This is a genomic window from Streptomyces sp. NPDC048639, from assembly GCF_043199075.1.
Classification (GTDB): domain Bacteria; phylum Actinomycetota; class Actinomycetes; order Streptomycetales; family Streptomycetaceae; genus Streptomyces.
This window is the reverse complement of the sequence record NZ_JBICVP010000001.1, coordinates 932,374-945,255: the sequence shown is the minus strand read 5'-3', so window position 1 is coordinate 945,255 and position 12,882 is coordinate 932,374. Positions and strand designations below refer to the sequence as shown.

Genomic DNA, 12,882 nt, shown 5'->3' with positions numbered 1-12,882 from the left:
CGGTCGTGCGCTGTGGCCACCGCTGCTGCCGTGGTCGTCGCTCTCGTGTCGCCGGCCGCTCCGGTCGTCGGCTCGCCTTGGCCGCCGGCCGTCCCGGCTGCCCCTGCCGGCCGCCCTTCCCCGGCTACCCCTTCCGGTACTTCGGCTCGGGCGGTCCCGTGATGCCCTTGAGGTCCGACGCGAGCCAGCGCTTGTACGCCTTCATCCATGCCCCGCTCTCGCGATAGTCCTCCAGGACCTTGTTCACCCGGCGTACCAGATCCTCATCCTCCAGGTTCATGGCCACGCCGTAGGGCTCTTCCGTGAACGGCTCACCCACCAGTGTCACCGAAGGGTCCTGCGCGGCCTGGCCCGCCGCCAGTGCGTTGTCGGTGACGACCGCGTCGGCCTCGCCGAGCTGCAGCCTTACCAGGCAGTCGAGTTGGTTGGGCACGGTGGTGATGCGCGCGCCGTGCGACTCCTTCCTCAGCTCGGCCTCGCCGGTCGAACCGGCCGCCGTGCAGACCCGCTTGCCGCGCAAGGTGCCGTCGAAGGCGGTGACGGACGAGCCCTTGGGGACGAGGACCTGCTGGCCGGCCTGGAAGTAGGCGGTGGAGAAGGCGACGTGCCGTACGCGGTCGCAGTTGATGGTCATCGTGCGCGCGATGATGTCCACGGTGCGCTGCTCCAGCGCGGGGATGCGCTGATTGGTGGGGATCGCCCGGTAGACGACCTTGGCGTCCTCGCCCAGGATGTCCTCGGCGATGGCCGTGACGAGATCGATGTCGAAGCCTTCGAGCCTGCCGGTCGCGGGATTGCGGTAGCCCCAGCGGTAACTGTTCTGGTCCACCCCGGCGATGAGATAGCCGCGCTTCTTGATCGCGTCGACGGCCGGACCGCTCTTGCCCGAGGGGCGCAGCCCCGCCTCCGGGTCCTTGCAGCTCTCGTCGGCCGAGGTCCGTGCGCGGGACGCTCCGGGCCGGTGCTCAGCGGCATCCGCCCCGGCGTGAGTGGCGGCGGGCGCGTCCCCGCCCCGGTCCGCCTCGTGCCGGGCCAGGGGCAGCAGGGCCGCGGCCAGTGCGCACGCCACCGCCATCGCGGCGACGCCGCCCCAGCCGCGCAGCCGCCCCCGGGGCGTGCCGCGTCGTTCTGCCGGTTCCTCCCGCACCATGCCTCCCCTCACCGGTACTCCGACAGTCTGCGCCCGATTCCGAGCAGTGCGCCCGCCGCGCCGAGGAGGGCGAGGACCACGGCACCCGGCGCCAGACCCGTCAGGGCGCCCCGCCCGTCGCCCGCCGCATGCGCGAACTCCCGCTGCTCGTGCGTCAGAGCCTTCTGCAGACTCGCGTCGATCCGGTCGAACTGCCGGCCGGTCGTGTCGCCGCCGCCGATGACCTTCTTCAGCGCCTTCTCGTATTCGCCGTTGTCATCCGTCTCCCGGGCCTCGCCGTGGAGGGCGCGCCAGTCCCGTACGGCGTCGACCGACGCCGCGACGGGAGCCGACCCCTCGCGGTCGTCGGAGAGGGACGCCGCGGTGCCGAGCAGGGCCGGCCGGCTCTGCCCGACCTTGTCGTCACCGCCGCCGTCACCGCTGCTGCCGCCGTCACCGCTGTCACGGGTGCCTACGAGCCGGTTCATGGCCGAGCGGTACCCGGCCTCGTAGAAGTCCTCGCCGTCCCCGTTGAGCACCGCGCCGCGCGCCACGAGCGTGAGGCTCTCGTCGCCGCGTGCCTGGAGCGAGGCGATCCGCGCCTCGTTGAGGACGCGCAGCGATCTCGCGCCGTCCTCGTAGGAGGTGGTGAGGCCCGACCAGGCCAGGGTGTGCGCGGTCGCGAGCCAGAGCAGTACGACCGCGGAGGCGGCGGTGGCGGCGACCAGGCCCGGGTTGAACACCCGGTTCGTCCGCCGGTGGTCGCGGCGCTGGGCCCACACCAGCACCGCGAGCGCGATCACGCCGCTGCCCAGCGCGGGCCACGGCCATGCCTCGGCGTCGTCGTAGTCGGATCCGAGCCGGTCCGTCTCGGCGTCGTACAGCGCGCGGGCGGCGGGCAGCAGTTCGCTGCGCATACGGTCGTTGGCGTGGCGCAGATAGGCGCCGCCGAGCGGCAGCCCCTGCAGGCCGTTGGCCCGGGCCTGCTCGATCAGGCCGGTGTAGACGGGCAGTTGCTCGTTCAGGGTCCGCACGTGCCGGCCGGCGGGATCCGAGCTGTCGCTCGCCGCCGCTGCCTTCACCAGCAGGGCGGAGGCGGTCCCGATGTCCCGTTCGTACCGCTCGCGCACCTCACGTGGCCACTGGCCGCCGGTCAGGAAGCCCTCGGCGGCCGTGGTGTCGGCGTCGGCGAGGGAGCGGTAGATGCTGGCGGCGTCGGCGCTGAGCGGCTGGCTCCGGTGCGCGACGGCCTCCGCCGCGTCCGCCCGTGCGGAGACCTGCCAGGACGTCGTCGCACCGAACACCACGACCAGCGCTGCCAGCACCGCGCCGATGATCCGCAACCTGCCGGGCTCGGTCGTCGCCGCGGCCCGCAGCCGGTCCGTGCCCTCGGCCCACGCGGTCCTGCGTCTGGGAGCCGGCGGCTGCGGCGGGGCGGTGCCCGTCGGCGACTGTGTCACGGGACCTCCCCCTCGGTCGCTGCGGTGGCCCGCCGCCCGGTGGCCGGGCGGGGGACGGTTTACGGCCAGAAGTATGGCCCGGAGAGGCGGACATCCACACCGGGATTGACTCGATCTTGTACGGATCGGTACGCGGAGCACAACCGGATGCGCCGGCGGAGGCCGCTCCCGGCTCCGACTCCCGGTGCCCCTCGTCGGCGATGACGCGTTCGGTATCCGTTCGGTTCCGGTGCGTATCCGGCCACGCTGTGGCCGGTAGGGGCATGACGGTGTCAAACCTATGGACGATTCACGCAACTTGCCGTGTTTCGTGTGACGTACGTCTCTATAGTGCTCCCCGGATTCGAGGTCACGGGGACCGTGCGGCGGCAGCCGTACGGGGACGGGGGTCACAGGGGTGGAAGAGCAACTGGACGTCGTGCTGGCGCAATTGGCGGTCCGCGACAGGCTGCGCCGGAGGAGGGTCCGGCTGGACCGCCGGTCCGGCGGCGGGCTGATCCTCCAGATCGAGACGACGGACCGTGCGGCCCTGGCATGGACGGAGCGGTACCACGAGAGGTACCGGGGCGTCCTGCCGGTCAACAGCCCCGGTGCCCTGCCGCCGATGGAGTCGCGGGAGCGGCAGGTCGCCACCGAACTGCTGGCCATCGCCCAGGGCTGCGGCTACGACGGCCGCCCGGCCTACCGTCTGCCCATCGTCTTCACCCGCTTCGCGGCGGCCTTCGCGGCGTTCTACGCGTGGGAGCCGGAGGACGGGGGCATGCCGGCCGAGCAGGTGGACGGGCTGGCCCTCATGGTCAAGCAGGCCATCGCCCGGGAGCGCCGCCATGTCCTGCTGGAGCTGCGCAGGCGTTTCAAGGGGCTGGGTCCCGACCACGCCCCGCAGAACGTCAACTGGCTCCTCGCGCTGGGCGGCTGGGCCGTCGATGCCCTCCGCTTCCCGCACTACAGAACGGTGCGCTGGTACCGCAGGAAGCGCTTCCCGAAGCTGGACGGCCACCCGTCCCGCGAGGTCTTCCGGGAGCTGCTCAAGTGGCGCGAGAAGTCCGAGGAGGCGAAGACGCTGCTGCTCGTCGAGGCGCTGCTCGCGGACATCGACGCCCACTTCGGGGCATTCCGCCGCCTCAACCGTGCGCGCAGGCCGGTGATCCTGCTGCCCGGTGTCGACACCGTCCCGGCCCGGAGGGTGATCAGGGACTCCCTTCTCATGGCCTACGACGACGAGTCCCGCAATCTGCGCACGTACCCCGTCGTCGTCGCCACCGCGCAGCCGGGCGGGGCCACGCCCGAGCACGGTGCCAACGAGCCCGCGACCGTGGCCGATCTGGAGCGCCGAATCCCCCGGCTGTTCACCAGGAGGGAGCGTGCCGCCGAGTTGCGCAGGCTGGGCAAGGAGGTGCCGCTGCCCGGGCGCCTGCTGCAGGTGACGCTGGACGAGCGGGCCGCGGCACCGCCCGCACCCCCGGCCGCCGGTGAGCCCCCGGGCCGCGGGCCCCGCTACATCCGCCTGGGACCGGTGACCTTCGGAGCGCTCTCGCTGGTCGCCGTCGGTGCCGTGGTCTACGGCGCGTACGGGCTCTTCGGGCCCGAGGGACCCGCGAGCTGCGGCGAGGGGCTGGAGGTCCACGGGCGGGACTGCGTCGGGGTCTCGGACGGCACAGGGGTGTTCATGCCCCAGGTCGAGGGCGCGCGCGAGGTCTTCGGCAGGATCGAGGCCGAGAACGAGCGGATCGCCGGCAGGAAGCACGCCACGGTCGCCCTGATGATCCCCATGGAGTCGGACAACTCCGCGGTGCAGGAGCAGATCCTCAGCGAGGTGCAGGGCGCGTATCTGGCCCAGTACCAGGCCAACAAGGCCGATGCCGCGAAGCCCCCGATCCGCCTCGTCCTCGCCAACCCCGGTCGCAACTACGGGTCGTGGGACCACACGGTGGACCGGCTCGTACGGGACGAGCCGCAGCTGCGGGTGATCGCCGGGTTCAACCTCAGCCTGGAGAACACCCGCGAGGCCATGTCCCATGTGACGAACGAGCTGGGGATCCCCGTCGTCGCCAGCCTCGTCACCTCGGGCGACTTCGCCAACCCCGAGGGCCGCGACCGCGACAAGGACCCGTATCCGGGACTGGCCCGGGTGGTCTCCACCAGCGAGGACCAGGCGCGCGCCCTGCTCGCCTTCGACCCGGGGCTGGCGGGCGAGCAGACGGCACTCGTCGCCGACACCCGCCCGAAGGACAACTACAACAGGTCGCTGTGGACGGCGTTCACGCGCGCCCGGGGCGACCGGGCGACCGGCGCGCGCGGTGTGCAGGACATGACCTTCCGGTCCGAGGGCATCGAGGAGGAAGGGGTCACCCCGAACGAGTTCGAGGACTTCGCCCGGAACATCTGCCAGTCCCGTGCCCGGGTCGTCTACTTCGCCGGACGCGCCTTCCACCTGGAGCTGTTCGTCAAGAAGCTCGCCGGGACCTACTGCGCCGGCAAGAAGTCCTACACCGTGATCACGGGATCGGACGCGACGAGCCTGGGCCAGCGCCTGGACGCGGAGGAGCGCGACCTGCTGCGCGGCGACACCGGCACCGGCAAGCCCTCGGTGTCCGTGCGGTATTCGGCCCCCGCGCACCCCGACGCATGGAACGACGCGGTGCGGAAGTGGGAGAAGAAGGCCGCCGAGCAGGGGAGGAAGCACGGCAGGGAGGACCGCCCGCGCCATCTCGCCGAGCCCCAGGACGCCATGAACGAACTGATGGCGGACATCACCACCGTCGGGGACATCGGGCCCGTACGACTCGACGACGGCAGGACGATCGCCACTCATGACGTCGTCCTCACCGCCACCAGGGCGCTGGCGAAGGCGGCGTCGATCAGCAAGGCCGAAGTCCCCCCGACCGAGCGGATCAAGCAGGACTTCACCCACCTCAACCTGGCCTCACGGGTGCAGGGGGCCAGCGGCTGGATCTGCCTCACCAACGCGGGCAACCCGTACGACAAGGCGTCCTCCGTCGTCCGGCTGGATCCGGCGTCGGACGAGCTGAAGTTCGAGGGGGTGGCCTGGCCGGACGGGAAGGAGCCGCCGCGCAACTGCGCCGTGCCACAGGCGGCGCCGTAGCGGCCGCGCGCTGCCGGAGGACTCCCGCACGCCCTACGGCCGTCTCAGGCGGTGCCGTACGACGCGCGCAGCCGCGCATGCGCCTCGGGCGGCGCGCCCGTGGCATCCAGGCCGAGAAGGGCCGCCCCCAGGACCGGCGGCGCGGTGACGACGTGCAGCGCCGCCTCCGGCGCGCGGGCGGCGAGGAGTTCGGCGATGCGGTCGTGCAGCAGCGGGTGGCGAGCGGCCAGGACGCTGCCGCCGAGCAGGACCGGTGCAGGCTCCGCCAGCAGCCCGAGGCGATCCAGGGCAACGGTGGCCAGGGCCACGACTTCCTCCGCCTGCCGGTGCACGATGCGCCGGGCGACCGCGTCGCCCTCCGCCGCGGTCGCGAAGAGCACCGGTGCCATCTCGTGCTTGCGCCGCGCCGGCAGCCTCCGCAGATGCAGCGCCTCGATCAGCGCGTACATCGTGGGCAGCCCGAAGTGCGCGGGCAGCGCCGCGGAGAGGGCGGTGGGCTCGCCCCGCCCGTCCTCCGCCCGGGCGGCGAACCACAGCGCCTCCTCCGCGAGATGGGCACCGCCTCCCCAGTCGCCGGAGATGCGGCCGAGGGCGGGGAAGCGGGCCGTACGGCCGTCGGGGAGCATGCCGACGCAGTTGATGCCCGCGCCGCAGACGACGGCCACGCCGCGCGGTGCGTCGGCGCCGGCCCGCAGGATCGCGAAGGTGTCGTTGCGCACGTCGGTGGTGCGGGCCCAGCCGCGCGCCCGCAGGGCCTGCCCCAACTCCCGTTCCTCGGACGGAAGATCGGCGTTGGCCAGGCAGGCGGAGACATGTGCGGCGAGCGGCCGCGCGCCGTCCGGGCTGCTCCCGGCCGCGATGGCCGCCTCGCGGACGGTCTCCGCCAGTGCGTCGACGGCCGGGCCGATGCCCGCCGTCGGTGGGCTGAAGCCGCCGCCGCGCGCCGTGCCGAGAACGCGGCCGTCGGCCCCGACGAGCGCCGCATCGGTCTTGGTGTTCCCGGCGTCGATCGCCAGCACGGCCGCGGCCGGACCGGTCCTCACGCCCACGGGAGATGCTCCCGGTTGTGCGCCAGGAGGCGGTCGGTGAGCGCGTCCGCGAGCGCGCACTGCCCGACCAGCGGATGGGCGAGGAGGGCGGCGAACACCCGGTCGCGCCCGCCGCGCAGGGCCGCGTCGAGGGCCAGGTCCTCGTACGCCGCCACATGCCCGATCAGACCCGCGAAGAGCGGTCCGGGGGCGGCGGCCGGGAGCGGCTCGGCACCGGTGGACGTGACGCGCGCCGGTACCTCGATCACCGCGTCGTCGGCGAGGAACGGCCATGTGCCGTCGTTGCGGGTGTTGACCACCTGCACGCGGCCCTCCCTGCCGCCCAGCAGCGACGCGGCCAGGTCCACCGCCGCCTCGGAGTAGTACGCGCCGCCCCGCTTCGCCAGCAGCGCGGGCTTCTCGTCCAGCGCCGGATCGGCGTACAGCCCCAGGAGCCGGCGTTCCATCTCGGCCACCTCGGCCGCGCGGGACGGCTGGGTCCGCATGGACCGTACGACCTCGTCGTGCGCGTAGAAGTAGCGGAGGTAGTAGGAGGGGACGACGCCGAGCCGGTCGAGGACGGCACGCGGCAGGCGCAGTTCGTCGGCGATGGCGTCGCCGTGCCGGTCCAGCAGCACGGGCAGGACGTCCTCGCCGCCGGGCCCGCCGAGGCGGACGCCCCGCTCCCAGGTGAGGTGGTTGAGCCCCACATGGTCGAGGTGGACGTCCTCAGGACGTACGTCGAGCAGGCGGGCGAACTTCCCCTGGAATCCGATGGCCACGTTGCACAGCCCGACCGCCCGGTGACCGGCCCGCAGCAGCGCGCGCGTCACGATCCCCACGGGGTTGGTGAAGTCGATGATCCAGGCACCCGGGTTCCTGCGGCGCACCCGCTCGGCGATGTCCAGGACGACGGGGACGGTGCGCAGGGCCTTCGCGAGCCCGCCCGCGCCCGTCGTCTCCTGCCCGACGCAGCCGCACTCCATCGGCCATGTCTCGTCCTGTTCGCGCGCGGCCTGCCCGCCGACGCGCAGTTGCAGGAGGACGGCGTCGGCGCCGTCCACGGCGGCGTCGAGGTCGGACGTGGTGACGATGCGGCCGGGGTGGCCCTGGCGGGCGAAGATGCGCCGGGCCAGCCCGCCGACCAGTTCGAGGCGGTCCTGCGCCGGGTCGACCAGAACCAGTTCGGTGACCGGCAGAGTGTCGCGCAACCGCGCGAACCCGTCGATCAGTTCGGGCGTATAGGTGGATCCGCCACCCACGACGGCGAGTTTCACGACAAGCTCCAACCCTTCGGATGCGGTACGTCTCCCGCCGGGCGGGGCGGCGACGGCGCCAGGACGGCAGAGGCGGGGACGTCGGGGGGCCGGACGGTCAGCGGGAGGTGTCGAACACCTCGTCCCGCGTGGTGGCGAGGGCGCTCTGCAACGCGCCGCTGAGGACCGGGTGTTCGCGGACGGTGCCCAGGACGAGACGGGGGCGGGGCACGGCCAGCTCCGCCAGTTCGGCCTGGACCAGCGCGCGCAGCGGCTCCCCTCCTGCGGCGATCACCCCGCCGGAGAGGACGACGAGCCCGGGGTCGAGGACGGCGACCATCGACGCGAGACCCGTCGCGATCCCGGTGGCGAAGCGCTGCATCAGGTCCAGGTGGGCTTGGTCCGGGGGCGCCCCGTCGCCGACGGGCCCGGTGGGCTCGACGGCGTCCGCGTACTGCGCGGCCCGGGCGAGGAGCTGTGCCGCGACCTGCCGGTGCGGCCCCTCGGGCACGGGGAGGCCCAGTTCGCCGGCGATGACCCGTACGGCCCGGGCGCCCGCCAGCTCCTGGAAACCACCGCTGTTGGCCCTGGCAACCTGCCGTACGAGCGGGGTCCCCGGCACCGGAAGGAAACCGACCTCGCCGGCGCCGCCGGTCCGGCCCCGGTGCAGACGGCCCCCGATGACGAGGGCGGCGCCGATGCCCTCCTCGTTCCAGAGCAGGACGAAGTCGTCGTGGCCGCGGGCCGCGCCGAGCCGGTGCTCGGCCACCGCGGCCAGGTTCACGTCGTTGTCGTAGGCGAGCGGCATCGGCAGGGCCGCGGCGAGGTCGTCGAGGAGCGTCGGGGAGTGCCAGCCGGGGAGGTGACTGGCGTAGCGCAGCCGTCCGGTGCCGGGGTCGAAGGCGCCCGGGGTGCCGATGACGACGCGGTGCAGATCGGCGCGGGTCAGCCCGGCCGCCTTGACCGCACCGTCGAGGGCGTCGAGGACATGGCGTACGGCGCCGTCGCCGCGGCGGCCGGGCGTGGGGAGTTCGTACGTGGCGACGGTACGGCCGGTGATGTCGGCGACCTCGGCCAGGATGCGGTCGGGGGTCACATCGAGCGCGGCGACGTGCGCGGTGGCCGGATTGACCGCGTAGAGCCGGGCGTTCGGCCCGGGGCGGCCCTCGCTGGTCCCGGTGACGATCACGAGTCCGGCGGCTTCGAGACGGGCCAGGAGCTGTGAGGCGGTGGGCTTGGAGAGCCCGGTGAGCGTGCCGATGCGGGTACGGGAGAGCGGACCGTGCTCCAGCAGCAGGTCGAGGGCGGCGCGGTCGTTCATCGCCCGCAGCACCCGTGGCGTCCCCGGTGTGGTCCCCGGTGTCACGGCCATGTCCGCCCCCTGCGCCGCTCTGCACTGTTAGGAAGGTTTCCTGTTGCGGTTGAACGCTAGGCCGCGGCCGGAGCGGGCGTCAATGGCGGGGCGCGGCCGTGCCGGAGGACGAATGGGCCCTGGAACGCGTCGAGGGCGTCTTCCGGCTCGTACGCATGACGAACCGGAAGACGCCCTCGACGGTGAATCGGTGAGGCTTCTGCGGCGGTGCGGGCGGGCTGCGGCGCCGCCGTCAGCCCTGCTGCTTGTGGGACTTGTCGCCCACCATCACCAGGCCCGCGATCACCGCGAAGAGCAGCAGCGGCAGGCCGACGAAGAGGCCCAGCGTCTGGACGACGCTCAGGCCGGGACCCGGGTCGTCGCCGTCGTCGCGGGTCACCGCGAGCGCGGGGGACGACATCAGCAGCATCATCAGCGCGGAACCGGCCGTGACGACTCCGGCGCGCAGGGCGTTCTTCTTGTCCACAAGCTCACCGTAGCGGGCCCCTTCGCACCCCGCGCGCCCGGGGTGCCCCAACGCCGTACGGGCCCGCGGTTCGCAACGGAAGCGCCGTACACCGCCGTACACCGCCGTACGCCGCCGCGCGCCTCGGGCCCGCCTCAGGGGCGGCTCGTCCGGGCGGGCCCGTCGTCCGGGGCCGACGGCGGTACGCGGTCCGCCAGTTCCGCCATCAGATCGCGCAGACGCGGCGACGCCGCGAGCTGCTCCAGGGTGACCGGCCGCCCGCCGGCATCGGCGATGGGCAACCGCCAGTTGGGGTACTGGTCCCAGGTCCCCGGGAGGTTCTGCGGCCTGCGGTCCCCGACCGCGTCCGGCAGCCACACTCCGATCATCTGCGCCGGTGTGTCGGCCAGGAACCGGTAGACCGCCTTGATCGCGCCCTCCTCGTCCTCGCCCCCCTCCGGCAGAAGCCCCATGCGTCCGAGCAGCCCCAGCCACTCGGCGACCTCGGCGGAGTCCTCGGCCTGCTCCTGCGCCAGGGGCTTGGTGAGCAGTCCGAGCCGGTGCCGGAGTTCGACGTGGTCACCGGTGAGACGGGCGGCGGTGCTCGGCAGATCGTGCGTGGTGGCGGTGGCCAGGCAGCCGGACCGCCATGCCGCGGGTTCCAACGGCTGTGCGCGCCGCTCCCGTTCGACCTTGCCGCGGTCCGCGCCCACGAGGCCCTCGAAGCCGCCGTCGGGGGGCGGCGGGGACCCGGTGACGTGCGCACCCCTGGCCGCTCCGGCGGCGACGGGCTCCGCGCTCTCTCCGGCGACGACGGACTCCGGGGGCTCCTCCGCGGCGACCTCCGCCCCCCGCCCCTCCGCTTCCGCCTCCTGCGCGTCGTAGTCGCGCTCGAACCACAGCACCGACGTGCCCAGTACGCCGCGGCCCGCCAGAGTCTCCCGGACACCCCGCTCGACCGTGCCGAGGTCCTCTCCTATGACGACCGCACCCGCCCGGTGCGCCTCCAGGGCCAGTACGCCGAGCATCGCCTCCGCGTCGTAGCGGACGTACGTCCCCTCGGCCGGCTGGCGGCCCTCCGGCACCCACCACAGCCGGAACAGGCCCATCACATGGTCGATGCGCAGCGCGCCCGCGTGGCGCATCAGCCCGCGCAGCAGCTCGCGGGGCGGGGCGTAACCGGCGGCGGCCAGCGCGTCGGGGCGCCACGGCGGCAGGCCCCAGTCCTGCCCGCGGGAGTTGAAGGCGTCCGGGGGAGCGCCCACGGACATGCCGGCGGCGAAGGCGTCCTGCTGCGCCCAGGCGTCCGAGCCGCCGGGGTGCACGCCGACCGCCAGGTCGTGGACGAGCCCGATGGCCATGCCCGCGTCGCGCGCGGCCCGCTGCGCGGCGGCGAGCTGCCCGTCGGTCAGCCAGGTGAGCCAGCAGTGGAGGTCGACACGGTCCAGCAGTTCGCTGCGGGCCCGTGCCGTACGGGCCGAGCGCGGGTCGCGCAGTCCGCCGGGCCATGTATGCCAGTCGGGCCCGTGGACCTCGGCGAGCGCGCCGTAGGTGGCGTGGTCCTCCAGGGCACCGCCCTGTTCGGCGAGGAAGTCGCCGTATGCCGCACGGCGGCCGGGGCTCAGCGGCACGGCGCGCACCAGCTCCAGCGCCTCGCGCTTGAGCCGCCACACCGCGTCCCGGTCGATCAGGGCGTCCTTGCGCAGGACACCGTCCCGCAACTCCGCGGCCCGGGTGAGGAGTTCGTCGGCGCGGCGCCGGGCGGGGCCCTCGAGATACCCGTACTCCGGCACGTCCTCGACGCGCAGATGCACCGGGTCGGGGAAGCGGCGGGAGGACGGGCGGTAGGGGGACGGGTCGGTCGGATGCTCCCCGTCTACCGGGACAGCCGCATGCAACGGGTTGAGCTGCACGAATCCGGCGCCGAGTGCCCGCCCCGACCAGGCGGCGAGATCGGCGAGGTCCGCGAGGTCGCCCATGCCCCAGGAGCGGGCGGACAGCAGGGAGTAGAGCTGGACCAGGAAGCCGTAGCTGCGCTCGGGGGGCGCGGGCATCCGCTCGGGCGCCACGATCAGGGTGGCGCGGGCGGAGCGGCCGTCGGGGGACAGCGCGCGCAACGTGTGGGTGCCGAGCGGGAGTTGGCCCGCGGACGAAGTGATCCCCGCGGCGGCCGAGGCCGAGGCGAGTGCGGCGCTGCCCGAGGCCCGCAGAGCGCGGTTGCCGCGGAAGAACGCGGAGCCGTCCCACGGGAGACTCTCGCCGCTCTCGGTGTCGACGTGCAGCAGGGTGCCCTCGGGAAGGGCCGGTACGGGCCGGGTGCGCTGGGACCGGCGCGGACGCCCACCGCGCCCGGAGGTCGCGGGCGTGGGCGCGGCGATACGGGCCGTGGGCGGGGTGCGTTGCGAGGCCGCGGAGGCCGGAGCGGTCGGCCTCCGCAGGACCACCGTCCGGGGCAGCAGACGGTTCGCTTCCCAGTGCGCGTGCCCGTCGAGGGCCGCACGGACCGCGCGCGGTGTCGACGCGTCGACGCCCAGGGCGGCGAGTACGGCGACGACGGTGTCGTCGGGGACATCGACGCGATGTCCGGGTGAGGGTTCGTAGAAGGTGGCGACTCCGTGCAGGGCGGCGAGCCGCGCTCGGCCCATCTAGACCTCCAGGGACTCCAGGCCCGCGCCCATGCCGGTGGCGGTCGGCTCGCTGGTCAGCGGAAGTTCGGAAGCGAGCGGCGGCTCGCTGGTGAGGGGCGCTGCGTCGGCCAGCGGCGGCTCGCTGGTGAGCGGGGGTTCGGCCCACTCACGGGAGCTGGCACCGTCGAGTCCGGAGTCGGGGTCGGACAGGCCCTCGAGGTCGAGCGGGTTCACCGGCACGATGGCCCGGGGGCCGACGGGTTTGGAATGGGCGGCGGACAGGAGCAGCGGTGCTGACGCGGCCACGCGGGGCCTCCGTAAGAAGTCGTCGAATGCAGGTCACCAGCAGGCCTACCCAGCGGATGCGGGAGCAGACGTGATCTCTTCGCGAACGTGGGACAGGTCACACCTGACTCCCGTGCGTGATTTCACGGCCGCACCGCGCACCGAGCGCAGAGC

General features: G+C 73.8%; 9 protein-coding genes. 1 reads left to right on the top strand and 8 read right to left on the bottom strand.

Going from position 1 to position 12,882, the window contains the following annotated elements:
- Window positions 1-124: 124 nt before the first annotated feature.
- Both ACGFNH_RS04010 and ACGFNH_RS04005 read right to left on the bottom strand, forming a co-directional pair.
- Window positions 125-1,150 carry a glutamate ABC transporter substrate-binding protein gene (locus ACGFNH_RS04010; RefSeq protein WP_393651379.1) on the bottom strand — a complete coding sequence of 342 codons (1,026 nt, stop codon included), beginning with the start codon at window positions 1,148-1,150 and terminating at the stop codon, window positions 125-127.
- 8 nt (window positions 1,151-1,158) lie between these two features.
- A complete protein-coding gene (locus ACGFNH_RS04005; protein ID WP_393651378.1) occupies window positions 1,159-2,589 on the bottom strand; it encodes a hypothetical protein in 1,431 nt (476 codons plus the stop codon).
- A gap of 397 nt (window positions 2,590-2,986) precedes the next feature.
- On the opposite strand from ACGFNH_RS04005, the gene ACGFNH_RS04000 reads away from it, so the two are divergent.
- Entirely contained in the window at window positions 2,987-5,695 is a 2,709-nt protein-coding gene (locus ACGFNH_RS04000; protein WP_393651377.1) for a hypothetical protein, read from the top strand.
- Window positions 5,696-5,739: 44 nt separating this feature from the next.
- Here ACGFNH_RS04000 and ACGFNH_RS03995 read toward each other — a convergent pair whose 3' ends face one another.
- The 6 genes from ACGFNH_RS03995 to ACGFNH_RS03970 all read right to left on the bottom strand — a co-directional run bounded on the left by ACGFNH_RS03995 (window position 5,740) and on the right by ACGFNH_RS03970 (window position 12,729).
- Window positions 5,740-6,744, bottom strand: coding sequence for an N-acetylglucosamine kinase (locus ACGFNH_RS03995; RefSeq protein WP_393651376.1), 1,005 nt, complete (start codon window positions 6,742-6,744; stop codon window positions 5,740-5,742).
- Window positions 6,735-7,985 carry a 6-phospho-beta-glucosidase gene (locus tag ACGFNH_RS03990; RefSeq protein ID WP_393651504.1) on the bottom strand — a complete coding sequence of 417 codons (1,251 nt, stop codon included), beginning with the start codon at window positions 7,983-7,985 and terminating at the stop codon, window positions 6,735-6,737. The genes ACGFNH_RS03995 and ACGFNH_RS03990 overlap by 10 nt, the downstream gene beginning before the upstream one ends.
- A gap of 112 nt (window positions 7,986-8,097) precedes the next feature.
- Window positions 8,098-9,351 carry an ROK family transcriptional regulator gene (locus tag ACGFNH_RS03985; RefSeq protein WP_393651375.1) on the bottom strand — a complete coding sequence of 418 codons (1,254 nt, stop codon included), beginning with the start codon at window positions 9,349-9,351 and terminating at the stop codon, window positions 8,098-8,100.
- 232 nt (window positions 9,352-9,583) lie between these two features.
- Window positions 9,584-9,817, bottom strand: a complete 234-nt coding sequence (locus ACGFNH_RS03980; protein ID WP_393651374.1) for a hypothetical protein — start codon at window positions 9,815-9,817, stop codon at window positions 9,584-9,586.
- 134 nt (window positions 9,818-9,951) lie between these two features.
- A complete protein-coding gene (malQ, locus tag ACGFNH_RS03975) occupies window positions 9,952-12,441 on the bottom strand; it encodes a 4-alpha-glucanotransferase (RefSeq protein ID WP_393651373.1) in 2,490 nt (829 codons plus the stop codon).
- Window positions 12,442-12,729: a hypothetical protein gene (locus tag ACGFNH_RS03970; RefSeq protein WP_393651372.1), complete on the bottom strand. Its 288-nt coding sequence runs from the start codon at window positions 12,727-12,729 to the stop codon at window positions 12,442-12,444.
- Between the last annotated feature and the right edge of the window lie 153 nt (window positions 12,730-12,882).